A 26,755-nucleotide genomic window follows, 5' to 3' on the forward strand; every position below is an offset into this window, starting at 1 on the left:
ATGTCATGATGAAAATTAAACTTTTACCAGTAATCGGTTTTATCGTTTTGGCCAGCATAACATGTTCGGCGCAACAGGCAAAGAACTTTGGGGCTGCAGTAGGCTCAAACAATCTGCAGGACTTTACCAGCATGCAAATGCGAGAATCCCTTGTAAATGCTATTATAAGCAATGCCCAAAGAGCATCGTCCACGACCGATTTGTCCAACATAGAAGGTTCTCCATACTACATGGACAACTTTAAGAGCGGTAAGCTTTTTTATAAGAATGAATTATTAGGTTCTTTTTATTTACGGTACAATGCCTTTCAAGATCAGATGGAAATAAAGAATTCCGGTCTGGAAGAAGAACAGTTCCAATTTTTGGTGCAATCCAACGATATCAAAACCACCCTTGATGGAAAGGAAGTACAATATTTTTCCTTTAAAGATGCCGATGGCTTACATGGCCATAGTTACTTTATTAAAGAATTCACCGGTGACAAATATGCACTCTATTCCAATAAGAGAAAGAAATATTCCCCAGGAAAGGCATCTTCCAACTCATTGGCACAATCCATTCCGGCCAAGTTTATTGATGATGTTTCCCTTTTCTATGGATCCAAGGGCGATGCCTCACTTGTTGCCATTCCCAAGAAGAAAAAGAATTTCTTCGAAATTTTCCCTAGTGATAAAAGAGCTGCCCTTAAAAAATATACGAGGGATAAAAGATTGCGCACAAACGATCTAGATGACCTTAAGAGCATCTTCATCTATGCAGAAGGGCTGTAATACTCCCTAACAAGACTTCTTATGAACTGGTGGTTTTTACTCGGTTGCCTTTGATCTTGGAGATGGTCTTAAAACTTCCATCTTCTTGTCTAACATCCCATTTCCAGTCAAAGGAGTCTTGTTTTATATTGTAAAAGTGAATCTCAAAACTCCTCTTTTCATCCGTCATTACAATGGTGCCATCTTCCGTGGTATTGGCCGTCCAAACTTCCGAAATGGTATTGCTTTTATCATCCATCCAGGCATTCATCCAGTTTCCGGTCTTGGGATTAAAGGTTCTGATGTTCGTACCCTTTAGGGTTGGTGATTCCCAGTAATCCTGAATTGCTTTTCCGTCCAGAATGGTTCTCCACTGCCATTTAGCCTTGGCTTCTTTCCAATTTCCTTCTTTATCCAAGTTGGAGACCACACAGTTCCAATCTCCTATTAAATTCGTGAAATCGGGTTTTTCGGAAGAAAGTCCACCTATTTTATCCTCCTTTATCCGGGTATAGAATATTTGCCAATTCATTCTCCAGGTTTCGCCATCATCAAGTGAAGCTTGCCAGTCCCAAGTAAAAGAATCCTCCTTGATGTCGTGGAAGACCATTCTAAAAGTCACTTCCTTTTCCTTGATTTTGATAGGCTTGGTTTTAAAAATCCTTTTCTTGCCCTCAAATTCCCCAGTCAAATCATAATACCCCTGGGAGTTATCGTTCCAATTTTGTTTCCATTGATTTAAAAAGGGAACATACATGGAGATGCTCGTGCCCTTAAACCCTTGCTGAGAGCCTTCGGTAACCACAAAGTTTTCGTGGATGGACTTCCCGTCCAAAGTAGCGGTGACAATATTGATTCCCTTTCCTGTGACGCCGTCGCCCTCATCCCAGGTGGCGTCCCATTTCCCTACCCAAAAATCAAAGTAATTTTCCTTTTCCTTCGGAAGTTCGATCTGGGCAAATGCATTCAGGCAAATTCCCAATGCCAATAAACAAATCTTGTTTCTCATTTGATGTTAGTTTTATATGTTAGCTATCAATCCTTCTACCTGATATCTCAGGCTTGTTGTCAGCTAAAATATGTACGATTGCCCCCTGGCATTGTAAAAATGCGTCGGGAAAATTTCTAACAATAAAAGTGATGGTGCTATGAGGCCATGTTCTGGTTCCTGAACTCCGTAGGAGTTATCCCGATGTATTTCTTAAAAGCATTGTAGAACGATATGCGGTTGTTGAAGCCGACCTGATAAGCGATGTCTGTGATGTTCATTTCATGTTCCTTATCCTCTACCAATAATCGTTCGGCCTCTTCAATCCTGTACTTGTTCACAAACTCGTAGAAGCTCATCTCAAAACATTCATTGATGATCTGCGATGTATTGTGCCTAGAAAGGTTGAGCATATCGGCCAAATCGGTCAGTTTTAGTTCACTTTCCAGATAAATGGACCTTGACTCCATTAAATCGAGCAACTTGCCCTTATAATCGTTGAGTACTTTTTTGGAGAGTCCCGATTTTCTGTATTTGATGATCGGGAAAATCTTTTTGAGCGGTTTCCCATTAAAAACACCACTATGATAAAACCCGAAATAGGAGGTCAGTCCGATAAATACCCCCATAGTAATGGTAATGGTATAATCTTGATCTTGTTGTATAAGACCAGCCTTGAACAGTATAAAGTAAAAAAGCCAGGAAAGGGAAAAAAAGCCGAAGGCTCCAGAGGTCAATTTCAACCAAAGTTTCATTTCCTTATCCGAGGCATACCTACTTTTATTTATTAAATAGGATGCCAGGGCATATATCATGGTTGAGACTATCAAAAAATAAAAAACATTATCCCCCTGGATAAAAATAAAGTTGGCCGGGTTCAATTGCCGATTTTCCATCATGAGCTTTGCCTCCAAAGGTTGCACATAGTATCTAATAAAATTTGCGAGAACCAATGCCGGAATTATACTGTGCAGTAATATCTCCCTTCCTCTAGGCCTTTTATTGGTTACCAAAGTTTTGATGTACAGATAAAAGAGCGGCCCGTAAAGGGAAAAGGGCACGTAGTACACCAAATTCAAAGCGTTTACCAAATTGCTGTCCCCGTATAGCCAATACGAAACATTGTATAAAATGTTCAATCCGAACAAGAAAAGAAAGATGGACCAGATTGCATTTGCCCATCGTACTTCGCTCTTTTTAAAAAGCAAAAAGCCGGAGTACACAAAGGCCTGAAAAGCAAAACAAACCAATAAGGTTTCCAATATTCTCGTCATAGAGGTCAATTTACTTAAAGTTACGGCTAAAACAATATAGTGGTTGTTAAGGTTCGTCGGGATTAACAACAGAGTGGGCCACAAAGCATAAATAACCGACAATGTGCCCTGTAATTGTTATAATTTTTTAAAATATGCCGGACAGTTTATGGGCTGCAAACGTGGATAAAATTTACACATTTCGACAACGGCTACGTTTCGAAAGTGAAAAGCATTGTCAACTTTTCCGTGTTGCACGTATCAACTGCGTAATCTGCCAAGTTTTCTTGTCCTCATTGAATACCTCTTGTTGCCATTTAAAGGTGTTTTCTTGAAAGTCGAAATAGGTGATCCGTATTTTTTCCTTTTTGTCGTTGGTCTCGAACAAGGTTATTTTCTCTTTTGTGGATACGGCCTCGCCCACATCAATTTGTCGGTTTGAGGTATCTACATAAGCTGTTTGCCATTTGTCAAGTTTTTCGTTGTAAATGCGGAGCCCAACACCATAAAATAGGTTGTCCTGCTCCTTTTGGTCTTTGCGTTTTGGCAAAATAAAGACATCCTGTATGGCCATCCCGTTCATAACGTAGAACCAATTCCATTCACCATCAAAACTTTGTTGTACTTCACCCGATGCATTGACCATTTCCACCACAATATCCCAATCGCCGACCAGCTGTCCCCAATGGTTTGTAGCGGAAGGAGCCGTCTCGTTCTGTTTAACTGCCAGTAGGCCGGTTTGCTCTAAAGTTTGTTGTGCGTTTATCGTGTTGGAAACAAGTAAGCCCACAAATAAACAGCAGGCTGTGGTAATGGTTCTTTTAAAAAATGGATTTGTCTTCATGATATCGTTTTTAGTTCAATGTATATTTTGCTGAAAGGCCAACTTGGTCCCTTTTTCTAAAATTATCTGAAGTACAAAACCGGCTGTTAATCTTAGTCGGAATTAACAGCTGTTAACAAAAAAGTCCAACACCTTTTCAAGTATTGGACTTTTTATTGTTGTGGTCCCACCTGGGACTGAACTATTTTTTTATTGGTCTCATTTTCAGTAATTTGTAATTCGTCGAAACATATTACTCACCGAAAAACTCACCAGAACTATGTTGGATTTTAAATGAACTTATTTGAATTTAAAAATAATCATTAAATATCATTTGACCAGCTAATAGGCCCGTAACAATACGTCAATTTTCACTTCAGGAATATTAAACCTAAACAAAGCTTCTAAAGGGAAATATCAATACTTTAATTGATATCGAACAGTGTTATTAGCCTTCCAAAATACCTAAGAGTAATCCCATAAAATCAGTTTAATTGAATTTTTAACATTTGTTTTTGGCGGCAAAATGTGAAATCCTACTATTGGGTTTAGTGAATAGATATCAATAAACCCAATAATTATGAAAAGAGCACTATTTCTTTTGGCCCTTGTCGGGGGAGCATTAATGTTACTGCATGCAATATTCTTCAGTTATAACGACGCAAATTTAGAAGTAAGTAACAATACTCCTTACACCATTAAGTATGCTTACAGTTATACTTCTAAGAAAGGGGAACGTCATGTCAAGGGTTGGTTTGAAATTCAATCCGGTGAAACGGCTTTACACGAAGAAAGGACTAAAGATGATGAAGTCAAATTTTCAATAACTGCCATCACACTTCTAGAAGAAGCAGACCTTTTAAGATGGGTATATGATATTGGCGAGGAATCTCCGATATCAATGGAATTCACTAACCCTGAATCGGAGGAAAATCTTCTTCTGGAAGTTCATGAGGAAAATTTTAACTACAAAGTTGTTTCCAATGAAATACAAGAAGGAAGTGATGTTAGAACCTTTGCTAGTGTGCCGATGGGTGAGGGTGGAAACTCACAATTTATATTTCAAGACCCAGACATGGTGTCATTGTTTTATGATCCATATTCTGCTTCAGCTCAGAAAGATTTGGAATCAAGGCTTAGACTAGCCCCAGAACTACGCTTGTCTTTACATAGACAGATGTGGTTTGACAGGCAATTCCCCAACCCAGATGTGGATTACCCCTTTTTACTCGCTTTCCTAGAAGATGATAATGGTTATCATACCAAAGGGGTTAAGGTTAGTAAGTTGTTTCAAAGTAAAACCATCAAAGGAGGGAACTTCCCCTTGTTGCCCGGGGACTATATTATTGGGGTGGAAAATCCTGTATACAGTGGAGCGGATTTATATACTCAACTGTATGCTCATGGTACCTCTTTGCATAAGGGGATAGAAGAGCCCATAAAGTTAGATATCATACGTGAAGGCAAATTGTACACGGTGGAGTGCACGTACTTTTTTAATGAAAGCTTTTACGGATTTTCCGATGACAATGATGGTGAAGCTGCCGGCTATGGGTTCCTTAATAGTATTTTTTACGGTAATGGCCCTGCAGGTATAACAATATCTAAACAAATACTTGTGACCATTGGTAATCTTTTCAGTAAAAAGAAAAAGAAACTACCGAACTACAAAAGAACTAAGTGGGTTGAAACACAAAAGGAATATCGGCTTAGGCAAATGAAACCAGACGCCTTCAATGGGGGAAGTTTCATTGGAATATGGACTTCCCCAGGGCAACTGTTGACAAAATCTACTGCTAAAGTGGTTGCAAAAGCAGGTTTTTCTAGGGCTAGCTCTAGAGTTATAGCGGCAGCTATCATAGAAACTGCAGAAGGAGGCTTATATAGTTATAATGATGCGCCCGTGCTAGCCACCAGTAAAGAGCAGATGGAAGCCGCGGTAAAATCTATGCCTGAAAGTTTCGGAATCGGGGTTTTAATAGGAACCGTAATGTCTATATAAAGTGATTGGGCGATACAATATTTAGTAGTTGTTCAGGTAAGAATAATGGATGTCAAAAATTTAACATTTAAAAAGGGCGGTAAGTGAAAAAATCTGCCATTAGGATTAATAAGAAAGGAACTTAAATAATATGAAAATGAAAAAACCGAAGATTTTATTGATTGGAATTATGCTCGTTGCTATGGGCAATTTTACGGTACAAGCTCAAGGGAGGTTTTCCAAAACAGTTGGCAAGGCTTCTAATAAAGCGGATAATGCCACTAGGGTAACGAGAGCTTCTCAAAATACTGGGGGCAGTAAAGACTTGAGCTTAGGAAGTTCAACACAAAAGACAAATGGGACTACAACCAGTGCTAGCGGATCTTCAAATAAGCACAATTCCTCAAATGTCATTCACTTAAACACATATACTCGTGCAGACGGAAAAAGATCTGCCGTATATGGCACCCAAGTAACTGAAAAGAATGGCAGGAGACATGTAACTGGGAATGGAGCGGGTAATCAAGGAAAAGGACACATTGTTAAGAATACAGAAGGTAAGACTGAATACCACAGGACAATGAACGGGAGGATTGTGGTGGACAAGAAGAATAAGAAATAGGATAAAACTAAAATAATGGAAAACATGGATGAATTTACAGGAAGTATGAAAACCAATAGCGAACGCCACCTTCAAAATCTTCAGAACGGTATGCAAGATAGATTTCAAAAAGGTGTTGATAAAGACAGGGAGTCTCTGTTGGCCCAACTGGATGGCATTAAGAAGAAAACAAAAGGGGTATTAGGCCATTGGGCTTTGTCCAAAGGTGAAAGAAATCTATTGGATGTGGCTCAGCAAGCTGAGGTTCAATTGGCAAAAACAATGACTGCAGCCAATCATTCTATGGTTGCAATACAATGCCAATCGGCCATTGAGCTAACAAGATCTCTTCACCAAGCGCTTCATCAAACATTTTCTTCAAACGTTTTGGTTGGTAAGGCCGGTCAAATTACAAGTAGTAAGAGGAAAATATATGATGTGTTGGCAAAGGATAACGAGGAGTTTGCCGTCTATTTTGATCGATTTCAAAAGCAGATTGAAGCAGCGTCTCCTGCGTTAAGAGGATACTTGGAGAAAAATAGGGATTCAATGAGTATAGCCCATTTTGAAGCCCATGACAAATTGTTGAATGATTTTCTCCAAGGTTTGGATATGAATATCACAGTGTAAGGATGAGAAAATGCTGGTGTTCAATTTCTTTGAATACCAGCATTAACCTAAGGTTAAAAACAGTTTTATCAAATCTATTGAGCAAGGTTTAATCAGGTAAAAAAAGAAATATGAATAGAACAATTATTGAATTAATGGGGTTTAAAAACCAAATTGCCAGTAAGCTGGGCGGGGATCATTTTCTCAATCTCCGTAATCTGAGTGTGTGCGTAATTTTCACCGCCATTGGTAGTGCAATACTCTTTATGCTTTTCTTAAAATTTATGTTCCAAGGGCTTTCAAGCAATCAGATTCTAATGCTTGGAGCTACTTGGTTGTGCTTCGTGGGGCTTTTAGATAGAACTATTTTAGCCGCAAGGGTGGATAAAGATACTTCTTTAATGGTGGCGCGACTTGTTGTGATAGGAGGATTTATCGTGATTCATAGTGCAGTTATTGAAATGCAATTTTTCAAAGGTGATATAGAGACCAATCTTACGGGCAAACTCCAATCTCAACGGGACAGCATTACTGAATTCTATCAACCGAAACTTACACTAATTGATGATGAAATTACAGCACTTACGAAAGAGAATAGGCTCTCAATTGAAAAGGTAAATTCAGCCAACAGAGACATTTTTATAGAAGTTGATAATGGTAATGGGTCTACTAGAGGGAGTGGACGAGGAAAGATTGCAATAGTGAAAGAAGAGCTCAGGGACCGTTTGGAAGCCAATGTGGCCAGCGAGATGGCATTGATTGATGCTCAAATAGAAGAAGCAAAAGCCAAAAAGCAAGCTGTATTAAACGATAAAGAATTGGCATTGGGTTCTTTGACAGAATATCGAGATTCTGGCGTGGTATCTCGTTTAAATGCCTTGAACGAAGTAGTTTTTCATTCTGGCAGAGACGGGGGAAGCAGTTTACCGATAGTCATGTTTTATTTTGCCTTTTTCATAGTAGCTGCTGCACTTGAGGCTTTACCATTAATTGCTAAAAGGAGCTATCAAAATAGTGTTGAAGCCTATCAGAAAAGGGCTCAAGAGGAATCAGATTTGACTCAAAAGTACGAGAATAACAGGTCAGACGAGCAGACTGCTAGAGAGGAGGTAAGGCACAGTATTGAGTACAACAAAATTACTGGCACCTTAGATATTGATATGAAGCATGGGCTTTTTAAGGAGCAAATGGCACGTCAATTTGATATGATGAAAACTAAGGAGAGGTTTATTAATCAAATCTTGAAAATGGATGAGGAGGGTAAGAAAAAGTATCCTCAGGATATCTATGAGAAATACTATAGGCCAGAAGTTATTGAGAAGCTTTTGAAGCAACTTTCTGGCGAAGAAAATAGTGCCGCAGCATGAAGAGCTAAAAATCTGCCCATGATTTGAAATAGAATTCAAGTCATGGGTTTTATTCTCCCCCAAAACGGTAATTCCTTCAATTATTAATCGAAATCACTATCTTTAAATGACAATAAAACTTGTCCCTACAACTAATGATAGTTAAAGCCTACATTTGAATGAAAGACAGTTCATTACCAATAAATGATATGTTGACTTTAGATAAACCACTTTATTCGCCAAAATCTACCTCAAGTAGAAAATGCCCTAAAAACTATGAAGACAAATATGATTTAGTGCTCAGCAAGTTATTAGAGGTGTATAAATGCTATATAGAAAATGGGTTTTTAATTCCTGATAAAATAAGAGAGGCTATAATCGTTTTTGCAGGATTAGATGAGGACTTTTTTACGGATGTAATGGTAATTCGATCAGATAAATTTGGAATTAAAGTGGATGAAGAAACAGAATTGGATAACTTGTTCGTTCCTGTGCCAAATCCAAAAAAGTTATGCGCTCAAGTGGAAAGTAGAATGGGTGAAGAGGTCAATTATGTCTTAGGTGTCCTTGAAGACCTTTGATTTTTTTTAGTACGGAATTTTGTTTGCCCTAAAAACTTTAGAACCTCTTCTTTGGACATAACTGTCAAGGGAATCTTTCTCTCTTTTAGTAAGAGTGGAATGATTTCCCCAATTAGTTTATCTGCTATAGCATTTCTTTTTTTTCCCAGGAAAGTATCCCATTGTGTTCTGCTCATGCTATGCCTTTCCTCCAAAGATAATTGGGCTAAAGCCTTGGGAGTTTTTAACCTGTCAATAATACACATTGCTAAAAAATCCCTTTTGAAAGGTTCAGTACCATTCTTTTTGCCTAATATAAAGAACCTTATGTATTTCTGGATTTCTTCCAAAATTTCTTGTTGTTCCAAGGAAGAGTCAGACTTTTTACCGATTTTATCGTAATCATTTCCTTTTTCCATAAAATTGGGTGAATCGATTGAATCAGCCTCAACAAGCACATGATCTTTTACAAAAGGACTATTCTCAAAGTAATCTCTAACAATTTGATTAATTACATAGGTATACCAAGTGTATTTATAAAAGTGAATCATATTTTTTCTACACTTTGCAAACGTCTCCTTTGGTGCCTTGTCAAAACGATTGAGCTCTTTTTTTTTGATTAGATCAAAAATCTCTTGAACCTCGTTTTTCCCAATATCAACCTTGTTAATACGATAATACTTTCGGTAGTACTCTATCTTGGGTTTAATTATTGGGTACATTTCTCTGAACCACTTGTCAGCATACAGCTTGCTTCTGGTTATATACAGGTTATGAAATGTTTTCCAAGATGGATGCATAACCCAAAGGTATAAGTTTTATGTTAATTTTAATAAAAACATATTAAAAATTTTATTAAAATCAATATTTATTTATTTCATTTTATCAGTTTTAAGCAAAAACACTTTTTGATTTATCATATAAAATAATGAATAGAATGTAAATATTCTATACTTTTTGAGAGATTTTTTATATTTTTGCAACCGTCGTAAGATAATTTTATATGTTTCATTTAGTGGGGCTCAGCAAACAAATAATCAGTGAAGACACTAAAACAAGTTTTTGATAAACATAAAATTAGCGTAAAGAAATTTTCTGAATTAACCAAAATTTCAATACCCAGGGTTTACGCTTATTTAAATAAGCCTGCAGATAGTTTCAAGGATTTTGAGGTGGCAATGTTAACAAATCTACTTCCTGTGGAGCCGGATTTTTTTGGTAAGAATTATGATATTTTTGAGTACCGGTATCAAGGTATGCCAGACACCCTGATTTCTTACGAACAACTCAAATCAGATGGAATTATAAACAATTATAGTGAATTTCTTGTCAAATACTTTGAAAGACTTAAAAAGGAAATTAGCAAGGCAGAGGAGAGTATTGTGGTTTTAGATTATGTGGGGGATAATCCTTATACCGCTCGGAAGGCCTTGCTTGGAAATCATAATCGTAGTGAATTTTATATTCAATACGAATCCTTCTTAAGAGAGATAACTAGGTTTGTTAAAAGGGTTGCTGCTAAAAAAGAGGAAAGCTACCCCGCTTACATAAGAATATTGCAATGTCCAATTGGCAAGTCGTACCCAACTTTAGACTTTGAAGATAAAAGGAATGTCGTAATGGATTTATCTTACAACGACATGTTTCAACAATTAGAAACACTAACAAGTGAAGGCCTAAATGATTTTGCCGAAATATATTGGATTGAAAATGCTTTTCGGCCATATAGCTCAATGATAATAGACAACAAAACAGTTATAACAGAACAGGTAAAATATAACTTAAGAGGAGAGCCTTTGCCAGACATGCTGTTTTTTGATTATGTCTTACCTGGGGGCGATAATAACATAGCAAAAACCTTAATGCAAACTTATCAAATTGATATAGATAGCGTAATGGACAATTCCGATAATCGCATTCTTAGAGGGGACGCCCTATTGGGCTTAAGGAAGGTTTTAGAAAAATATAACAATGAAATACCCAGGGCAAGAGATAATTATGAAGAAGGCAAAACGCAACTAAGGGCCCTCGAAGAGAAAGCAGAAAAAGTTGAAAATAGCGAGATTCAAAATTTGTCAGATGAGATTAAAAAATTAAAAAAGAAAGTCTCCGATTTTGAAGGCCATTTAGAGTTTTTAGAAGCAAGAAAAGTACTAACAGAAAAGAAAATAGGGAATTTTACCAAAGAGAATTAAATATTCTTAGATTATGCCCAGAACACCTTTCCTCTCTTTAACCAAAAATGACTTTTACAATTTGAGGTTCTCCAAATTGACGGAGAGATGGAAGGAACTTTATCTGAAACAATGACCTTCCAACAGGGTTTTGCATCGGTCATTAGGTTAAGCATTATACTGTCCCCACAACCGCAGGGACATTTGAATAATGCATACCAATAGTCCTTTTCTTCTTCGTCGCCCTCTAAATACAGGGTTCTTTCAAGAGGGGCCTCAGGTAATTCCGAAACCACTTCATACTTGAATCTCTTTTCTTTCTTTTTAAAAAGAGCTTTTAACCAATCAAACAATTTCTTCACCAACATAAATCTTTAGTTCTGGTTCAAGATTTCCAATGCCAATATGTTTTGATGTGGACCTAAGCATACTTTTCTCAACTTCGTAGGAATTGATATCCCAATCTGATAAATTAATACTAGTATGTGAAAACCTTTTATTGTCACTATATCTGAAAGGATGAAATCTAGCCAACATTTCATTTACTGCAAAGGCAGCAAATGCCATGTTAACACTAATTACAGCAGGGCTTTCAACCTCTAAATTATCGAAATACGCTTTTCTTTTTTCATATTCCTGAGGTGACATCCTTCTTAAAGATTCAGCCGTCAATTGCTCTTGGGTAAAAACGCCTCTTTCCAAAAGAGTTTTTGAACCTGGGTTCACATAGTGTATGTTTCCATTAATTGAATCAATGCCCCCTTCTCCATCTGCAACCAACTTCACACCAATATCAATTAATGGCACTAAATAATAAGTCGAAATTCGGTTTAAATAAAATCTCCCTTCAACGGAATCCACACAACCAAAAACAATGTCGCAGCTTGCCAGAGCATCTATTGCCTCCCTACTTTCCTGAATTAAGGCCGGAAAAATAATCACCTTCGTTCCTAAACCCATTCTTTCAATATGGTTTTTTATCGCTTCAACTTTAAGCCTTTTGGCTTCAGCATCAGAAGAAGTTGAGCCTACAATTCTATTCAGGTTCTTGTGCTCAATCAGATCAGCATCTACTAGTACAATAGTGCCGACACCTAACCTAACCAATTGTTCAATTACTGGGCTTCCTGTTCCTGAACATCCAACCACGCCCACCTTTAGCCCTCTAAGCATTTTAGTTGTTTTTTTACCAAACGCCTGTTGGTTTCTGACAAACTCCTTGCCTACTGGCTCAGTCTGAAAACTGTTTGTAAAGCTTCTAATACTATCACCTATAACTGTGATTTTAGGTATAGCCGCAAAGCTCAAATCACTTTGAATTGTTCTGCCGTTCATGGAGCCGTCAGGGTACATTACAATACTCGCGTGCGGTAATTCCGAATCAGACCAGCCATAAACCGCCTCAAAAAAAGACCTATCCGAAACATCATCTAGCTTCGAAAAATCAGAATTAGCAACGAAATGAGAATGTACTTTTACAATTGCAAGGCCCTTGTCTTTTGCCTTTTCCAACAAATGTTCTATGTGCTCTGTTTTCCAACTTACGTAGTCTACATCCCTTGAGCACTTTTCATATGGCATGAGAAAAACTTCATGGGCCAGTAGCCAGTTATCACCTTCATGATTTAGTCGCCCGCATACTACAAATGCCAGAGCTTCCAAACCATCTCCGTTATGGAGATGGTTTTTCAACTCTTGGCACATCTTATCTGTAATTTTAAAATGCACCATGGCTATCAACGCTTATCAAATTCTGCTGTTAAACATCTTACCATTAAATCTACATGAGACTCAACATTATGTAAATCCGGGTTCCATTTGTTGGCCGGTGTTCTATGCCTAGACCAGCGTTGGTAACTCTTTCCTTCTATCTTTTGATAGGATAGAGCCCTTATTGCAACTCCGTCCTTTCTTGATAGAGGGGGGTTAAAATACATCATGTCCAATCCTGCTGTCGGATAATGCGGAGGTATCAGTATTGCTAAATCAGCTACCCCTACATTATAGCCATCAGGAATCTTGTAGTTTCTGAAGATTAACCACCTTAGGTTCCTTTCCTGAATCAGGTCGACCTTGTTTTCAATCGAATTCAAAAAAAGCACGTCTTCATCGGGTAGAGCAAATTGGTTTATAACAACAAAACCCTCGGTACAATCCAAGGGTTCTGCAACAAACCTTTCTACTCCACATTCGGTAAGGTCAATAGTTTGGTCCGCTTCTACGATGACTTTACCTTTCTTGGTGAACATCCTTAATCTATGCGATTTTGGATCCTTTCCAGCTAAAGCCAAAATTTCAGCACCAGTCAATTTTTCCTTTTCAACTTTGTATTTCTCCCTGTTTATTTTCAGGAGATATTGAAAAGTGATTATGGGCGTCGCGCCCTCGCAGTAGCAAGTTTCTAAGTCTATAGTTTCCTGCTCATATGGCAGAATAATAAACTTTTCTATACCACATTCGGTAAGGTCTACTTTTATCAGCGGGCCAACTTCTATTTTACCCTTTCTCGTTACCATACGGATAAAATGGGTATCGGAACTTGTACCCGCCAACTTGTGCAAATCATTGCCAGTTAATACTTGCTTTCTTGTTGAGTGTTCTTCCTTATTGATTTTAAAGGAATACTCATATGCTATTTCTGGCTTTACACCACTACAATAGCATTCGTGTAAATCGACTCTATTATGTTTTTTAGTCATCTTACAAATTTTTGATATTAATACTCTTCTCGCTACGAAATCGGTACCCCTTATAACAAATCAAACATTCCGTAAGACGTTTCAGAGGAGTGATAATCCTGTAGCATTAGACTATCGTTTATTCTAAATGATGGTATTGTAAGGCGACATTAGTTTTTAAAAATTAGCTAATAATCAGGCAGAAAAAGTGTGAATTTGGTATTTTAATGAAGAATCTATACCTTTGTACCGACAAAAATCCAAAGATTTACTGGGGTTCGCCAACCCCATGTAGATTCAAAATTAAATCAAAAATCAGGTAGTTTTCTGCCTGATTTTTTTGTTTCAGACAACCTAAATTTGTGTCAAAGATAATAAAAATTTCAACATTCAAAAACGCTATGTTACCGATTTGGTAAATATCAAAATTTGAATTTACCTGATAAGTTAAAAATGCAAAATAATTTGGAAATATTACTTAAAAGGTTATATTTACATAATAACTTTTAGTGGCCTAATACTCAATTTTTTGAACTTTAAAACTCAATATATTTTAATCTATTGAAGGTGTTGCTTTCCAGAAATACTTCAAGTTAAGCTCTATGACTAAAAAGACGATCTCCGATTTTCATACCCCGGGTCAAGCTTTAAAATATTTATTAACTTATAATGAGTGGACTCAAGATGACCTAGCCCATGTTTTAACTATTTCCTTAAAACATACCAATGAAATTATTAAAGACAAGAAGCCCATATCAATAGATATAGCAAGGCTTTTGGAGAAAGTGTCTGGATGGAGGGCATATGAATGGATAATGCTAGATGCAAATTTTCAGCTTTCAAAAAAAATTGAAGAAACTAAAGAAAAGTTGGTTGAGCGTCAAGTTGAAGTGTATAAATATCTACCTATAAATGAGTTGTTGAAAAAAGGTTGGTTAAAGCCTTATGATGACATTAATGGTCTAAACAAACAATTACATTCTTTCTGGAATATTCCAAAAAACAAACAATTGGATTTTTCGATTTTGGATTCTAATAATATCAATATAGAATACAGAAAATCTGATGCTTACAAATACTCTACCAATGAAATAAATGCGAAGGCTTGGTATCAAATGGCCCTTAACCATTCCAAAAAGTTGAAAGTAGAATCATATAACGAGCAAGGCCTAAGAAAACTGATGTCCGAACTTCACACTTATACAGTAATGAAAAACGGGGTCGGCAAATTTTTGAATGAATTGGGAAAAGTTGGAGTAAAATTTGTTTTTCTCTCACATCTTTCCAAAACTTATTTAGATGGAGCTGCATTTGATTCAGAAGATGGGCCTGTTATTACTTTAACTGGAAGGTATGACAGAGTTGACAATTTCTGGTTCAATTTGGCGCACGAGGCCTTTCATGTGCTCCTCCATTTGCCAAAAAAAGAAAAGAGCAATATGGTCTTTATGGATGATTCTACGAGCGAAATTGTCTCCAAAAAAGAAAAAGAAGCCAACAAAATGGCAGAAAAAGTGTTATTACAAAATCAGATTTTAGATTTCTTTGAAGAATATCTTGGATATATAACGGAAGAGAAAGTAAAAGAGTTTTCGGTTTCACACAAAATACACCCTTCAATTGTAGTCGGAATTCTCGCTTTTAAACAAAAGGTTTCCTATTCGACATTACATAGATTTAAAGAATCCGTTAGAGATAAAATCCCTTTAAAGTATAAAGCAGACAATAAATAACAATTATCAAATTTTGTTTATTACTCTTTTACGCGTTGGGAATTTGACCTAAAAATTTTGATTTTATTAATACTATTTCTGAAAGTGTTTTCAGTTATTTTTTTAACACAAAAAAGCGAGCGAAATTAGGTTTCGCGCTGCAAGCGTCCCAAATACTTACACAAACTAATACTACTGAGCGAGGCACTATTTTTCAATAATCCCTTCTCATTCTTTTTTTAAGAAGTCCCAATTCAGTAGCATTAGTATCAATTGTCCAATACGAATTCCCAAACCTCGGCTTCACCAATTTAACTTTTGAAAGGAACTGTAAAACCTCTTCTTTTTCTCCTTTATATTTTTTCTCTAATTGGCTTAATCGTTCCTTGGGAATCATTCCTTCCAATTTGTTCCATTCCTCTTTTGTCATTTTTTGGAACTTCTTTTCAACCCGTTTAGGTTCTCTTCTTTTTTTTACAATTTCATGTTGACCAAAAAGTGCCAGTAGCATTGTGTTGGTAGGCAATGTCTGTGTCTTTTCAATATCTCGAACAATAGCAATCAGAGCATTAATTCGTTTGCGGGTTTTTTCACCATCTTCATCAACTCGTTTTGGAAACCTGCTTGATGGTGATATTCCGTGCCACTCGAAAAAGTCCATGACCGACTCTAATGTTTCGGAATAGGACTTTGTTATTTTCCTTGAAAATAGTTTGAACCTTTTAATAGTTCTATGATGTAATCGTATTGTCCCAAATCCATCCATTTTCTTCATTTTTATCATTCAATTGTTACAATCTTAAACCCTGTTTCTAAAGGCTATAGGTTTAATTGTTACAATTTCAAGTTTTCTTCTTCTTTTTACTTTCTTTATAAATTATTGATTATCAATAATTTATAATCTATTTTCGAAACGTAGCATCGCTTTAGCGTGCTACCCTCTTGCTATTCAACTCAGGTCTACTTCGTATCCCAAATTTTGAATACGTGAAACCCGCCTTAAATTCTAAAAAGTAAGTTGCACCCTATGAAATTTTCCCTTAACGCTTTTCTTCCCGAACACTTGAAAAATTCCATAGGAACCATGTGCAAAAGTCAAGGGTAAGATTTGGGATAAAACCATCGCTAATATTTTCCTGCCACCAATTCCATGTCCTTGCCCAACTTGTGGTCAAGCACCTTGGCATAAATCTGTGTGGTTCGCATCGACTGATGTCCTAGCATTTTGCTGACCGATTCAATTGGTACTCCATTTGACAAAGTGACCGTTGTCGCAAACGTGTGACGGGATAAATGAAAGGTTATTCGTTTATTGATTCCACACGTTTCAGATATTTCTTTTAAATACTGGTTCATCTTCTGATTACTTAAAACAGGGAGCAATCTTTCCCCCACTTTCCCAATTGCTGACATTCTGTATTTCTCAAGGATTGCTTCCGCTATGGGCAAAAGAGGAATAGTACTCTGGACTTTCGTTTTTGTCCGTAGGATTCTTATCCATTTTTTATTCCCAACACTGTGGATGTTTTCCATAACCAGATTTTTCACATCGATATAAGCCAACCCTGTAAAGCAACAAAAGACAAAAACATCCCTTGTCCGTTCCAATCTAACAGACTTGAATTCCTTCTCAATCAACAATCGTAACTCAATCTCCGTCAACACCTCCCGATAGGTTTTCTTCCATCTTGCTTTCCAGTGATAGAAAGGGTCTGTTTTCATCCAATTGTTGGCAAGAGCTATCCGAACTATTTTCTTAAAATTGGTGACGTATTTGACAATGGTATTATGACTTCCTGCTTTGCTCAATTTCAAGTAGTGCTCAAACCCAGTTACAAACTTTAAATCCACATGGGTAATGAATAGGTCTTTGCCACCATATTCGTGAAAGATGAAACTTTCCAAGTGGTTTCGGGTTCTTACATGCCTCCTATAGGTGCTGTAGGTATACTCAATTCCTAGTAGGGATTGCATGTTATCATTATGGTCATCGTAAATTGAAAGCACAGTTTTAATCTTGCTTCCTTTATTTAAAAGTTTGTTCTTGATGGTAACCGCTGAATACGGTTGCCCTTGTGAAACATGCTCTGCTTGGATCCGACGGATGCGAACCTTTAGGTCGTCTAAATGATAATTGATTTCATCTATTTGCTGACCGTTTCCGATAACCTTGTTGGAAATCGGACACCAATTCGTAGGTTTGATTTTCCTTTTTAGACTGAGTTCGGCCCTCCTGGAATCTACTGTGATTCGAAGGAAAAGAGGGGACATTCCGTGCTTGTCAGAATCACTGGTTTTTGGGTAAAAAAGGATGGAAAATGTGTTTTTTGCCTCCATAACTGTGCTTTTTGGATTATTAATATCACTTGCAAATCCGAACAAAGAATTGAATGTCAATTCTTTAACATAGTTTGGGTGGCATTTTTGCGAATAAAAAAGTACTCACCGAATCACTCACCAGAACGGTTGATTTCATATGATTTTATATGAAATCAATAAAAATGAAAAAGCCTGAAAACAGTTCATTTTCAGGCTTTTAGGGAATATTTAAAATTTCCCAGTGGTCCCACCTGGGCTCGAACCAGGGACCCCCTGATTATGAGTCAGGTGCTCTAACCAACTGAGCTATAGGACCTACATTTTGGCGGATGCAATATTACTACTTATTTTGCTTCACCGCAAGATTTTACTATGCTAGCCTTATTTTATTTCTTGGCAAAGCTCTATCAACACCCCATTTGTTCCCTTGGGATGCAAAAACGCGACCAATTTATTATCAGCGCCTTTTTTGGGTGTTTCGTTCAACACCCTAAAGCCTTCTGCTTTTAGTCGAGAGATCTCCGATACAATATCCTCGACCGCAAAGGCAATATGGTGTATACCCTCTCCTTTCTTTTCCAGAAACTTGGCTATGGGACTTTCTTCATTGGTAGCCTCCAACAGCTCCACCTTGTTCGGACCTGATTTGAAGAAAGAGGTTCGCACTCCTTCGGAGGCCACTTCTTCAGTTTTGTAATGCGGGGTGCCCAACAACTGGGCAAACAAAGCGTTGGAGTCTTCCAAATTCTTCACTGCAATTCCAATATGTTCTATCTTGTCCATATCTACACTATTTAAGAGCTTAACTCATGCTTTGCCTCAAAAATACGCACTGTTGGGGTATCATATCATGAGGTTCGTCATTAATTCCGTTATTTTGCACTTATGGAAACACAACGGCAAAAAAAAATAGCTGGGATTATTCAAAAGGATATAGTCGACATTCTGCAGCGCGCTGCTACGGATGGCGGACTAAAGGGTACATTGATTTCCGTTTCCAAGGTGTACATAACCACGGACCTGTCCATTGCCAAGGTCTATGTGAGCATTTTTCCCAATAAAAGTGCCGATGAGTTGCTCGAAGGAATGAAGTCGAACAAAAGTCTGATCAAACACGAACTGGCACAACGTACCAAAAGCCAACTCCGCCGTGTCCCTGAGCTCAATTTCTATTTGGATGACTCCCTGGAATACATCGATAATATTGAAAAATCCCTGAAAGGTGAAGAAAATCCCATTGAAAACAGGGATTTGCTTGATAAACGAAAGAAATCCTGATCTTGAATTTTTCTTTTTATATCGCCAAGCGTTATCTCCGATCTAAAAGCAGCCAAAATGCGGTAAACATTATCAACTTTATCACTTTTTTGGTGATTGTAATTGGATCTGCAGCACTCTTTGTGGTGCTTTCCGCTTTCGCAGGATTAAAAACTTTTAGTCTTTCGTTTACCAATACTTTTGACCCCGACCTGAAGGCATTGCCCATTACCGGAAAACATTTTCCCATCTCACAAAGTGAGGAAAATGCATTGCAAAATCTTGAGGGTTTGGCCAATTATTCCAAAGAACTGGAGGAACGGGCCTACCTCACTTTTAGGGAAAAAAGCTGTATTGCCTATATAAAGGGTGTTGATAACAACTACCGTTCGGTCACAGGGGTAGATAGTACCTTATACTTTGGGAATTGGGGCGTAATGGAATATAATGGTGTCGCCGGAATTGGCATTTACAACCAACTGGGAGTTCCCATTGATAATTACCAAAGCCCAATGACTGTTCTGGTGCCAAAACCGGGTGAGGGCTCTTTTTCACCGCAAGGGCTTAATGCTCCGAAACCTTATAATGAGCTTCCCATTGTTCTTAGTGGGGTGTACGCCATCGAGGAGAATCTGGATAAAAAATATGTTTTTGCGCAACTTCCCTTGGTGCAAGCATTGTTGGAAAAGGACAGTACGCAAATTTCCGGTATCAATTTTAAGTTGGACAACACAGCCCCATTGGAAGATGTGAGAAGTGCTATCAGAACGATTTTAGGGGATAAAGTACTTCTATTGAATCGACAGGAGCAAAATGGTACACTTTATCGAATGCTCAACACCGAAAATTTGGCCACCTATCTCATCTTTACCTTAGTGTTGATCATTGCGCTTTTCAATGTTGTCGGGGCTATTATTATGATGATCCTGGACAAGCAGCAAAATTCAAAGACCCTGTTCAGTCTTGGGGCCACCATCAAAGAATTACGAACCATCTATTTTACCCAAGGGCTACTCGTCACTACCTTAGGTGGACTTATTGGTGTCTTGATCGGCTCACTTTTAATTGGATCCCAATTGGCGTTCGGATGGTTAAAGATAACCCCATCATTGGCTTATCCCGTGGAATACGATGTGATGAACCTGTTGGTTGTTTTGGCAACTATTGTGGTTTTAGGATTTATTTCCTCAAAAATTGCAAGTAGTAGGATCAACCAAAGGTTGATATACGCTTAAGCGAACTGAAAATCCCCAAATTTTTCCAAGACCTCGTCAAATGCAGCAAATACATCTGCTGAATCGTCACTTGTGACCATTTTCATTCGATACTCCTTAAAGTGTGGGATACCCTTAAAGTAATTGGTATAGTGCCTCCTGGTTTCAAAAACACCCAGCTTTTCGCCTTTCCAGTCGATGGACATTTGCAGATGTCTTCGGGCAGCCTCAACGCGTTCTTCCATAGTAGGGGGAGCTAGATGGCTCCCAGTATTGAAGTAATGTTTGACCGCTTTAAAAAACCATGGGTTTCCGATACTTGCCCTGCCGATCATGGCTCCATCCAATCCATACTGATCACGCATTTTTACAGCGGCTTCCGGTGTGTCGACATCACCATTTCCAAAAACCGGTATGTGCATTCTAGAATTGTTCTTTACCTCCGCAATGGGTTTCCAATCTGCATTGCCCTTATACATCTGTACACGTGTGCGTCCATGGATTGCAATCGCCTTAATCCCCACGTCCTGAAGGCGCTCTGCTACCTCAACGATTTTTATGGAATTGGTATCCCAACCTAATCGGGTCTTGACTGTAACCGGCAATTTGGTCCGTTTTACAATCTCCTCGGTCAATTTTACCATTAGCGGGATATCCCTTAATATTCCAGCTCCGGCATTTTTGCTCACCACTTTTTTGACCGGACAACCAAAGTTGATGTCGATAATGTCGGGGTTCGATTTTTCAACAATGTCCACGGCCTGAAGCATAGAATCGAGCTCCGCACCGAATATTTGGATTCCCACCGGTCTTTCCTTTTCGTAGATATCCAGTTTGATGACACTTTTCGCAGCATCCCTGATCAACCCTTCGGATGAAATAAATTCGGTATACACCACATCTGCTCCTTGTTCTTTGCACAAAGCACGAAACGGAGGATCGCTTACGTCTTCCATCGGGGCAAGAAGTAGCGGAAAATCAAGAAGTTCTATGTCTCCAATTTTTGGCAAACCCTAAAATTTTTGGATTGCAAAAATACAAAATACCGTAAAATCAACATCTTATTCCTCGGCTTGGAGTCGTTCCCTTTCCTTTTTATCAATCTCGCGTTGATTATCAGTCAATTTGAAGTTTCCGAAATTATAGCGCACGCCAAACCTTATAAATTGGGTTTCAGGTCGTCTTCTATAGAAGTTGTCTTGATTGAGATATCTAGCAGTGTACGTAGGTACAGCCTCTTCCAGCAAATCCTCGGCAGCAAGGGAAAGGGTAAGTCTATCATCAAAAAATGATTTTCGCAGACCGACCGTTAAATTCAACTCATCATCGGATATAAAAGTTCCAAAAAGGAAACCCGAGACATATGTAAGTCCAACTTCACCAGTAAATGACCCATCCTTGGAAAGGGTAAGGTAATTAGCGACATAGGTATAGAATCCATCCATTTCGTTGGTGTAGGTTTGGTTGTTACTTCCTACCGCCAAAAATGTGTCTTCTTCATGAAACAAAGATGCATAGGCATATAAAAACCAAATGGGGGTTATCCCTTTGCTAACGGTGAAATCAATGCCATATGATTTGCTTTCCAAAACGTTCTGCTTTAACTCGGCCAGGGTTAGGTCATCATTATTTTGAAAGACCAATTTGGAAATCGTTGAGCCGTTGTCTCGATAATAGATATCAAAAAACAACTCACTATTGAACGTATAGTTGAAGTTAAAGTTGTTGCTGAAGTTTGGTCTTAAGGCCGGATTTCCTTCCTCAAAATCATTTTCGTTAAAGAAGAAGCGGAAGGGGTTCAGGTCATTATACTTTGGTCTATCAACATTTCGCCCATAATCAAATGCAAAGCTGTGTTTTTCCGAAGGGGAATAGAGCACATAAACCGAGGGGAAAGGTTCAAAAAAGTCCAATGTGTTGACTTCGTTCAAGGTAAGCGAAGTTCCTGTAGCCTTGGTCAATTCGCCTCTTAAACCCAGTTTCATAGACCATTTTTGCCAGTTTTTCACAAAGCTGAAATACCCCGCATAAACATTCTCATCGTAATTGAATCGATCTGACAACGAAGCATCCACATTGTTATCAGTTCCGATAAAATTTAAATAGTCAATTTGATTTTTTGATTCAATGGAGGAAATCTTAAATCCCGATTCGATCGAAGCGTCTCCAATAGGAGTAGCATAATCCATTTGTCCAGTAAAAATCTGAATGTCTTGCTGTGCATCCGTATCAAATCCAAAGTTTCTCAAAAAAGTTCCACTATTGTCAAAATATGAGGAAAGCAAATTCTGATTGGACATACCATCAAAATAGGTATAGTGCCCATTAAAGGACAGCTTCGCCCCGGGTTTCTTCAGTTTATGGACGTATGTTAAATCAACCGCCAAATTGGTGTTGTCTACATTCTCAGTACTTTGGGAGGTAAAGGTGGAATCCAGCTGGCTCTGCCCATTTCTTATTTCGGTATTCAGGTTTGTAAATCGTTCCCTATCTGGATTAATCGCCAAGTTGGTCGTGAGATTCAAGCTGTTTTTATCATTAAAATCGTAATCAACAATCAAACTGGCATTTTGGGCTCTGGATTTGGCCGTTTGATCATAATAGGTGTCCCAATCGGAAAAAATGGCCTCATTGGTATCGATAAAATTGATGCCTTTTATCGCCTTTCTAAAATCTTTTTTCGGGTTGATGCTATAATTGGCAAATAAATTCAACTTATCCGTCTTGTAATAATGGCTTGTTCCCAAACTAAATTTTGGAAATACTGCCTGGGTATATGTTCCGTTTAAACTCCCTTTATATCCAGGGATTATGTTCTTGCTGGTAATAATATTCAAAACAGGTCCACTATCAGCGTCATACTGCGCTGGAGGATTGGTAATAACCTCAACAGATTTAATATTGGCTCCTGAAAACCCCTCTAACAGGTCCTTCACTTCTTGACCAGATAGCTGGACCTTCCTATCATTCAAATACACGGTTGCACTTTGCCCCCTGACTTGTAGGTCACTCTGGTTGACAATTACACCTGGGGTGCTTTTAAGAATGTCCCACGAACTACCCTGCGAGATGACCGTGTTCTCCACTAAGAAGACCAGTCTGTCTGCAAGTCTTTGAAGCTTTGGGCGCTGCGAAGTTACCACTACCTCATCCAAACTGTTTTCTGCTAACGGTATTACCAGTGCACCCAACGAAACATCGCCTGAAATGTCCAATGCCCTTGGTTCAGAACCCCTGCCGACATAGCTGGCCTGCAACAAATACACATTTGGGTTGACCTCAGATAACAAGAACTGTCCGTTATCATCCGCTGAGGTACCCTTCACAAAAGTTGAGTCCGACGCTTGGAGGAGTAAAATGTTGGCAAACGGAATGGTGTTGTTGTTTCTGTCAACTACCTTTCCTTTAATCTGATAGGTCTGCGCAATCAGTTTCAGAGATGTCAAAAACACCAATAAAAAAATACAGGTGATTCGCATTAGTTGAGTTTGGGGTTCAATATCAAATCTAAGAAAATATTTTTGGGTCTTCCGTCACGACCATTTTCATATTTCCATAAATACCCTTTCGAGGTGCTGAAAACAACTATATTTGCATTTCCTAACAACCCTCCAATTAATTGGGTAATAGCTATTAATGAAGAAGATTAGAAATTTTTGCATAATTGCACATATTGACCACGGTAAAAGTACCTTGGCGGACCGCCTTTTGGACTTTACAGGTTCTGTCACCGAGCGTGAGAAGCAAGATCAGCTTTTGGACAATATGGATTTGGAGCGTGAACGTGGTATTACCATAAAAAGTCACGCCATTCAAATGGAGTATGTGCATGAAGGGGAAACCTATATATTGAATTTGATCGATACTCCCGGGCATGTTGATTTCTCTTATGAAGTTTCCCGTTCCATTGCAGCGTGCGAAGGGGCACTTTTGGTGGTTGATGCGGCACAGAGCATTCAGGCACAGACAATTTCCAACCTATATTTAGCCTTGGAGAACGACTTGGAGATTATTCCCGTTCTTAACAAGGTGGATTTGCCAAGCGCCAATCCCGAAGAGGTAACTGATGATATTGTTGATTTGCTGGGGTGCGATGCCGAAGAGGTAATTCCGGCCAGTGCCAAAACTGGGATAGGAATAGAAGATATTCTTACCGCAATTATCGAAAGAGTGCCGGCTCCGGAAGGAAACCCAAATGAACCACTTCAAGCATTGGTCTTCGATTCTGTTTATAATCCATTTAGGGGTGTTGAAACCTACTTTAGGGTCATCAACGGAGAAATTAAAAAAGGGCAAAAAATAAAATTTGTTGCAACGGATAAGGATTATTTTGCTGATGAAATTGGCACTTTGAAATTGGAGCAGGTCCCAAAAAATATCATTTCAACAGGCGATGTTGGATACCTTATTACCGGCATTAAAGATGCTCGTGAAGTAAAAGTGGGTGATACCATTACCGATGCCCAAAAACCAACTCAAAATGCCATTGAAGGTTTTGAAGATGTAAAACCCATGGTATTTGCCGGAATCTATCCTGTGGACACGGAGGACTTTGAAGAATTGCGTTCCTCAATGGAGAAACTCCAACTGAATGATGCTTCCTTGGTTTTCTCACCTGAAAGTAGTGCTGCCCTTGGTTTTGGTTTCCGTTGCGGATTTTTGGGAATGTTGCATATGGAAATCATCCAGGAACGATTGGAGAGGGAGTTTAATATGACGGTGATCACAACGGTTCCCAACGTAAGTTATCATGCGTATAGCACCAAGGATAGGGAAACTGCGGTAATTGTGAACAACCCTTCCGATTTACCTGACCCATCTACCGTTGACCGTGTTGAAGAACCATATATTAAAGCAACAATAATTACAAAGGCTGATTTTGTAGGAAATGTGATGTCGCTCTGTATTGAAAAAAGAGGTCAGATCACCAATCAAACCTATTTGACCACAGAAAGGGTGGAACTTACCTTTGATATGCCACTTGCCGAAATCGTTTTTGATTTTTACGACCGATTAAAAACCGTTTCAAAGGGATACGCCTCTTTCGATTACGCCCCAATTGGAATGCGAACTTCCAAATTGGTCCGAGTCGATATCCTCTTGAATGCACAGCCAGTAGACGCTTTATCTGCATTGGTTCATTTTGACAACGCACACAACATTGGTAAAAAAATGTGCGAAAAATTAAAGGAGCTTATTCCAAGACAGCAGTTTGATATTCCTATCCAGGCGGCCATTGGCTCCAAAATCATTTCTAGGGAGACTATAAAGGCGTTGCGCAAGGATGTTACGGCCAAATGTTATGGAGGTGATATTTCCCGTAAGCGAAAACTGCTCGAAAAGCAGAAAAAAGGGAAAAAACGTATGCGCCAAGTCGGGAATGTTGAAATTCCCCAGCAAGCTTTTATGGCAGTGCTCAAACTGAATGATTAAGGGCTTTATGTCCATTGGGTATGCTTCGTTCTGAAATCAGCAAAAAGCGTTTCTTTTTTGATTGCCTCTATCATTAAAGGGTATATCTCATTATGTTCTTTGGCTGCTTTGATACATTTTCGCACCATGGTATATTCTTTCATCTCGGCATAGACACAGGCGGCATTAAAATAAATCGCCGGATTTTCTTCTGCATAGGGTATACATTTATCCAAAAAGTACTTGTTTAATGTTGCATCTATTGGTAACCCCGTATTATCCTTTAGAAGGAAGTACAGCACATTGCAAAAAGCTGTCAAATAGAGCTTCCGTACTTGAGGTCGAATGTTGTACTGAAGCTTTGGCTCGGTTTCCACAATCAATTCGAAGAATTTAAACGATTCTTTGAATGACTTTTGCTGTCCAAGCCTTAGAGCCTTTGCCGCAAGCTGGGCTATAAATCCTTTTTCAAAATATGTCCTGTCCAACCAACTTTCATACCATGCTAAAAAGTCGTTGCCAATACAATATGGGGTTTGTCCATTTACCCTTCCATCAATCCAAATCTCACCGCTTGCGGGACCTGTAACTTTTAACCAGGTAAACAGCCCACACCCATTATGTGATATCAATAGCTCTCCGGGGTGCTCTTCTTCTTCCCTGGTTCTGTTGTTGAGTTCAGTGATGGCCGGCAGCCATCCGGCCCCATTTCTGGCCTCCTGCAATGGGTAGATGCCGTAGTTGGGTCCTGCTCCTCCGTTGGCGATGTTTTGTAGGTAGGTCCTGTATCCTTGCGGAAGCTTTACACCTTCTTTTGCCTCGAAATCCCCGATTTCGGATTCCTTCAACGTAGGATTGATTTGATAGTTGTGATGGTCTGAGCCAAAAACGATAAAAGAAGTATCACTCTCCCTTAAAAAATTCAATTTAAGTATGGTTTTTTGAGCATTGGTCATAGTGGGAAATACTTGTTTTCGGGAATAAAAGGGTGTAGCACTTACTCTGCATCAAAAATGATTTGCCTAAGAGACCGGATATCATGAATGTTGAATTTTATGTATTAAAGTCTGACTACAACC

At 38.5% G+C, this 26,755-nt stretch carries 24 protein-coding genes and 1 tRNA gene; 11 read left to right on the plus strand and 14 right to left on the minus strand.

Going from position 1 to position 26,755, the window contains the following annotated elements:
• Positions 1 to 5: 5 nt before the first annotated feature.
• A complete protein-coding gene (locus ACULLH_RS01360; protein WP_454086928.1) occupies positions 6 to 770 on the plus strand; it encodes a hypothetical protein in 765 nt (254 codons plus the stop codon).
• A gap of 19 nt (positions 771 to 789) precedes the next feature.
• Here the strand turns inward: ACULLH_RS01360 and ACULLH_RS01365 are convergent, their stop codons facing one another.
• The 3 genes from ACULLH_RS01365 to ACULLH_RS01375 form a co-directional block, all read right to left on the minus strand.
• Complete coding sequence (locus ACULLH_RS01365) at positions 790 to 1,758, minus strand: hypothetical protein (RefSeq protein ID WP_454086929.1); 969 nt, start codon at positions 1,756 to 1,758, stop codon at positions 790 to 792.
• A gap of 137 nt (positions 1,759 to 1,895) precedes the next feature.
• Positions 1,896 to 3,011 carry a helix-turn-helix domain-containing protein gene (locus ACULLH_RS01370; protein ID WP_454086930.1) on the minus strand — a complete coding sequence of 372 codons (1,116 nt, stop codon included), beginning with the start codon at positions 3,009 to 3,011 and terminating at the stop codon, positions 1,896 to 1,898.
• A gap of 217 nt (positions 3,012 to 3,228) precedes the next feature.
• Entirely contained in the window at positions 3,229 to 3,834 is a 606-nt protein-coding gene (locus ACULLH_RS01375) for a hypothetical protein (RefSeq protein WP_454086931.1), read from the minus strand.
• Between the two features lie 559 nt (positions 3,835 to 4,393).
• Between ACULLH_RS01375 and ACULLH_RS01380 the strand changes: the two genes are divergently transcribed.
• The 5 genes from ACULLH_RS01380 to ACULLH_RS01400 all read left to right on the plus strand — a co-directional run bounded on the left by ACULLH_RS01380 (position 4,394) and on the right by ACULLH_RS01400 (position 8,931).
• Positions 4,394 to 5,815 (plus strand): hypothetical protein, encoded by a 1,422-nt coding sequence (locus tag ACULLH_RS01380; protein WP_454086932.1) that lies wholly within the window; start codon positions 4,394 to 4,396, stop codon positions 5,813 to 5,815.
• 136 nt (positions 5,816 to 5,951) lie between these two features.
• The gene (locus tag ACULLH_RS01385) at positions 5,952 to 6,416 is read left to right on the plus strand and encodes a hypothetical protein (RefSeq protein ID WP_454086933.1); all 465 of its coding nucleotides are present in this window, start codon (positions 5,952 to 5,954) and stop codon (positions 6,414 to 6,416) included.
• A gap of 15 nt (positions 6,417 to 6,431) precedes the next feature.
• On the plus strand, positions 6,432 to 7,025 hold the full coding sequence (locus ACULLH_RS01390) for a hypothetical protein (protein WP_454086934.1): 594 nt from the start codon (positions 6,432 to 6,434) through the stop codon (positions 7,023 to 7,025).
• A gap of 110 nt (positions 7,026 to 7,135) precedes the next feature.
• On the plus strand, positions 7,136 to 8,371 hold the full coding sequence (locus ACULLH_RS01395; RefSeq protein WP_454086935.1) for a DUF4407 domain-containing protein: 1,236 nt from the start codon (positions 7,136 to 7,138) through the stop codon (positions 8,369 to 8,371).
• Between the two features lie 158 nt (positions 8,372 to 8,529).
• Positions 8,530 to 8,931: a hypothetical protein gene (locus ACULLH_RS01400; protein WP_454086936.1), complete on the plus strand. Its 402-nt coding sequence runs from the start codon at positions 8,530 to 8,532 to the stop codon at positions 8,929 to 8,931.
• Here the strand turns inward: ACULLH_RS01400 and ACULLH_RS01405 are convergent.
• Positions 8,901 to 9,461, minus strand: coding sequence for a hypothetical protein (locus tag ACULLH_RS01405; RefSeq protein WP_454086937.1), 561 nt, complete (start codon positions 9,459 to 9,461; stop codon positions 8,901 to 8,903). The two genes, ACULLH_RS01400 and ACULLH_RS01405, sit on opposite strands and share 31 nt — an antisense overlap.
• 489 nt (positions 9,462 to 9,950) lie before the next feature.
• On the opposite strand from ACULLH_RS01405, the gene ACULLH_RS01410 reads away from it, so the two are divergent.
• Positions 9,951 to 11,105: a hypothetical protein gene (locus ACULLH_RS01410; protein WP_454086938.1), complete on the plus strand. Its 1,155-nt coding sequence runs from the start codon at positions 9,951 to 9,953 to the stop codon at positions 11,103 to 11,105.
• Positions 11,106 to 11,116: 11 nt separating this feature from the next.
• Here ACULLH_RS01410 and ACULLH_RS01415 read toward each other — a convergent pair whose 3' ends face one another.
• From ACULLH_RS01415 to ACULLH_RS01425, 3 genes are all read right to left on the minus strand, one after another.
• Positions 11,117 to 11,452 carry a DUF6527 family protein gene (locus tag ACULLH_RS01415; RefSeq protein WP_454086939.1) on the minus strand — a complete coding sequence of 112 codons (336 nt, stop codon included), beginning with the start codon at positions 11,450 to 11,452 and terminating at the stop codon, positions 11,117 to 11,119.
• Positions 11,430 to 12,746: a HesA/MoeB/ThiF family protein gene (locus ACULLH_RS01420; protein ID WP_454086940.1), complete on the minus strand. Its 1,317-nt coding sequence runs from the start codon at positions 12,744 to 12,746 to the stop codon at positions 11,430 to 11,432. The genes ACULLH_RS01415 and ACULLH_RS01420 overlap by 23 nt, the downstream gene beginning before the upstream one ends.
• 74 nt (positions 12,747 to 12,820) lie before the next feature.
• Entirely contained in the window at positions 12,821 to 13,783 is a 963-nt protein-coding gene (locus ACULLH_RS01425) for a multiubiquitin domain-containing protein (protein WP_454086941.1), read from the minus strand.
• A 581-nt stretch (positions 13,784 to 14,364) separates the two neighbouring features.
• Here ACULLH_RS01425 and ACULLH_RS01430 point away from each other — a divergent pair.
• Positions 14,365 to 15,495 carry an ImmA/IrrE family metallo-endopeptidase gene (locus ACULLH_RS01430; RefSeq protein WP_454086942.1) on the plus strand — a complete coding sequence of 377 codons (1,131 nt, stop codon included), beginning with the start codon at positions 14,365 to 14,367 and terminating at the stop codon, positions 15,493 to 15,495.
• Positions 15,496 to 15,688: 193 nt separating this feature from the next.
• Here the strand turns inward: ACULLH_RS01430 and ACULLH_RS01435 are convergent, their stop codons facing one another.
• The 4 genes from ACULLH_RS01435 to mce form a co-directional block, all read right to left on the minus strand.
• Entirely contained in the window at positions 15,689 to 16,249 is a 561-nt protein-coding gene (locus ACULLH_RS01435; protein ID WP_454086943.1) for a BfmA/BtgA family mobilization protein, read from the minus strand.
• A 350-nt stretch (positions 16,250 to 16,599) separates the two neighbouring features.
• The gene (locus ACULLH_RS01440; protein WP_454086944.1) at positions 16,600 to 17,811 is read right to left on the minus strand and encodes a site-specific integrase; all 1,212 of its coding nucleotides are present in this window, start codon (positions 17,809 to 17,811) and stop codon (positions 16,600 to 16,602) included.
• 224 nt (positions 17,812 to 18,035) lie between these two features.
• Positions 18,036 to 18,109: transfer RNA gene (locus ACULLH_RS01445), tRNA-Ile, on the minus strand.
• A 65-nt stretch (positions 18,110 to 18,174) separates the two neighbouring features.
• A complete protein-coding gene (gene mce / locus ACULLH_RS01450) occupies positions 18,175 to 18,576 on the minus strand; it encodes a methylmalonyl-CoA epimerase (protein WP_454086945.1) in 402 nt (133 codons plus the stop codon).
• 102 nt (positions 18,577 to 18,678) lie between these two features.
• Between mce and rbfA the strand changes: the two genes are divergently transcribed.
• Together rbfA and ACULLH_RS01460 are read left to right on the plus strand one after the other, a co-directional pair.
• Positions 18,679 to 19,071 carry a 30S ribosome-binding factor RbfA gene (gene rbfA, locus ACULLH_RS01455; RefSeq protein WP_454086946.1) on the plus strand — a complete coding sequence of 131 codons (393 nt, stop codon included), beginning with the start codon at positions 18,679 to 18,681 and terminating at the stop codon, positions 19,069 to 19,071.
• A gap of 2 nt (positions 19,072 to 19,073) precedes the next feature.
• The gene (locus tag ACULLH_RS01460; protein ID WP_454086947.1) at positions 19,074 to 20,285 is read left to right on the plus strand and encodes an ABC transporter permease; all 1,212 of its coding nucleotides are present in this window, start codon (positions 19,074 to 19,076) and stop codon (positions 20,283 to 20,285) included.
• On the opposite strand, the gene dusB is transcribed toward ACULLH_RS01460, so the two are convergent.
• Both dusB and ACULLH_RS01470 read right to left on the minus strand, forming a co-directional pair.
• Entirely contained in the window at positions 20,282 to 21,274 is a 993-nt protein-coding gene (dusB, locus tag ACULLH_RS01465; protein ID WP_454086948.1) for a tRNA dihydrouridine synthase DusB, read from the minus strand. The two genes, ACULLH_RS01460 and dusB, sit on opposite strands and share 4 nt — an antisense overlap.
• 51 nt (positions 21,275 to 21,325) lie before the next feature.
• Positions 21,326 to 23,743, minus strand: a complete 2,418-nt coding sequence (locus ACULLH_RS01470) for an outer membrane beta-barrel protein (RefSeq protein WP_454086949.1) — start codon at positions 23,741 to 23,743, stop codon at positions 21,326 to 21,328.
• Between the two features lie 157 nt (positions 23,744 to 23,900).
• Between ACULLH_RS01470 and lepA the strand changes: the two genes are divergently transcribed.
• The gene (gene lepA, locus ACULLH_RS01475; protein WP_454086950.1) at positions 23,901 to 25,697 is read left to right on the plus strand and encodes a translation elongation factor 4; all 1,797 of its coding nucleotides are present in this window, start codon (positions 23,901 to 23,903) and stop codon (positions 25,695 to 25,697) included.
• A gap of 5 nt (positions 25,698 to 25,702) precedes the next feature.
• Here the strand turns inward: lepA and ACULLH_RS01480 are convergent, their stop codons facing one another.
• A complete protein-coding gene (locus ACULLH_RS01480) occupies positions 25,703 to 26,632 on the minus strand; it encodes an SMI1/KNR4 family protein (RefSeq protein ID WP_454086951.1) in 930 nt (309 codons plus the stop codon).
• Positions 26,633 to 26,755: the final 123 nt, after the last annotated feature.

This window comes from Flagellimonas sp. 2504JD4-2 (assembly GCF_053642935.1).

Bases quoted from the DNA above. Each gene is read 5' to 3' on its own strand.
- ACULLH_RS01365 (WP_454086929.1), bottom strand. From the start codon at position 1,758: ATGAGAAACAAGATTTGTTTATTGGCATTGGGAATTTGCCTGAATGCA.
- ACULLH_RS01380 (WP_454086932.1), top strand. From the start codon at position 4,394: ATGAAAAGAGCACTATTTCTTTTGGCCCTTGTCGGGGGAGCATTAATG.
- ACULLH_RS01435 (WP_454086943.1), bottom strand. From the start codon at position 16,249: ATGAAGAAAATGGATGGATTTGGGACAATACGATTACATCATAGAACT.
- rbfA (WP_454086946.1), top strand. From the start codon at position 18,679: ATGGAAACACAACGGCAAAAAAAAATAGCTGGGATTATTCAAAAGGAT.
- ACULLH_RS01360 (WP_454086928.1), top strand. From the start codon at position 6: ATGATGAAAATTAAACTTTTACCAGTAATCGGTTTTATCGTTTTGGCC.
- ACULLH_RS01480 (WP_454086951.1), bottom strand. From the start codon at position 26,632: ATGACCAATGCTCAAAAAACCATACTTAAATTGAATTTTTTAAGGGAG.
- ACULLH_RS01375 (WP_454086931.1), bottom strand. From the start codon at position 3,834: ATGAAGACAAATCCATTTTTTAAAAGAACCATTACCACAGCCTGCTGT.
- ACULLH_RS01470 (WP_454086949.1), bottom strand. From the start codon at position 23,743: ATGCGAATCACCTGTATTTTTTTATTGGTGTTTTTGACATCTCTGAAA.
- ACULLH_RS01425 (WP_454086941.1), bottom strand. From the start codon at position 13,783: ATGACTAAAAAACATAATAGAGTCGATTTACACGAATGCTATTGTAGT.
- ACULLH_RS01395 (WP_454086935.1), top strand. From the start codon at position 7,136: ATGAATAGAACAATTATTGAATTAATGGGGTTTAAAAACCAAATTGCC.
- ACULLH_RS01405 (WP_454086937.1), bottom strand. From the start codon at position 9,461: ATGATTCACTTTTATAAATACACTTGGTATACCTATGTAATTAATCAA.
- ACULLH_RS01390 (WP_454086934.1), top strand. From the start codon at position 6,432: ATGGAAAACATGGATGAATTTACAGGAAGTATGAAAACCAATAGCGAA.
- mce (WP_454086945.1), bottom strand. From the start codon at position 18,576: ATGGACAAGATAGAACATATTGGAATTGCAGTGAAGAATTTGGAAGAC.
- ACULLH_RS01385 (WP_454086933.1), top strand. From the start codon at position 5,952: ATGAAAAAACCGAAGATTTTATTGATTGGAATTATGCTCGTTGCTATG.
- ACULLH_RS01370 (WP_454086930.1), bottom strand. From the start codon at position 3,011: ATGACGAGAATATTGGAAACCTTATTGGTTTGTTTTGCTTTTCAGGCC.
- ACULLH_RS01440 (WP_454086944.1), bottom strand. From the start codon at position 17,811: ATGGAGGCAAAAAACACATTTTCCATCCTTTTTTACCCAAAAACCAGT.
- ACULLH_RS01400 (WP_454086936.1), top strand. From the start codon at position 8,530: ATGAAAGACAGTTCATTACCAATAAATGATATGTTGACTTTAGATAAA.
- ACULLH_RS01430 (WP_454086942.1), top strand. From the start codon at position 14,365: ATGACTAAAAAGACGATCTCCGATTTTCATACCCCGGGTCAAGCTTTA.
- ACULLH_RS01415 (WP_454086939.1), bottom strand. From the start codon at position 11,452: ATGTTGGTGAAGAAATTGTTTGATTGGTTAAAAGCTCTTTTTAAAAAG.
- lepA (WP_454086950.1), top strand. From the start codon at position 23,901: ATGAAGAAGATTAGAAATTTTTGCATAATTGCACATATTGACCACGGT.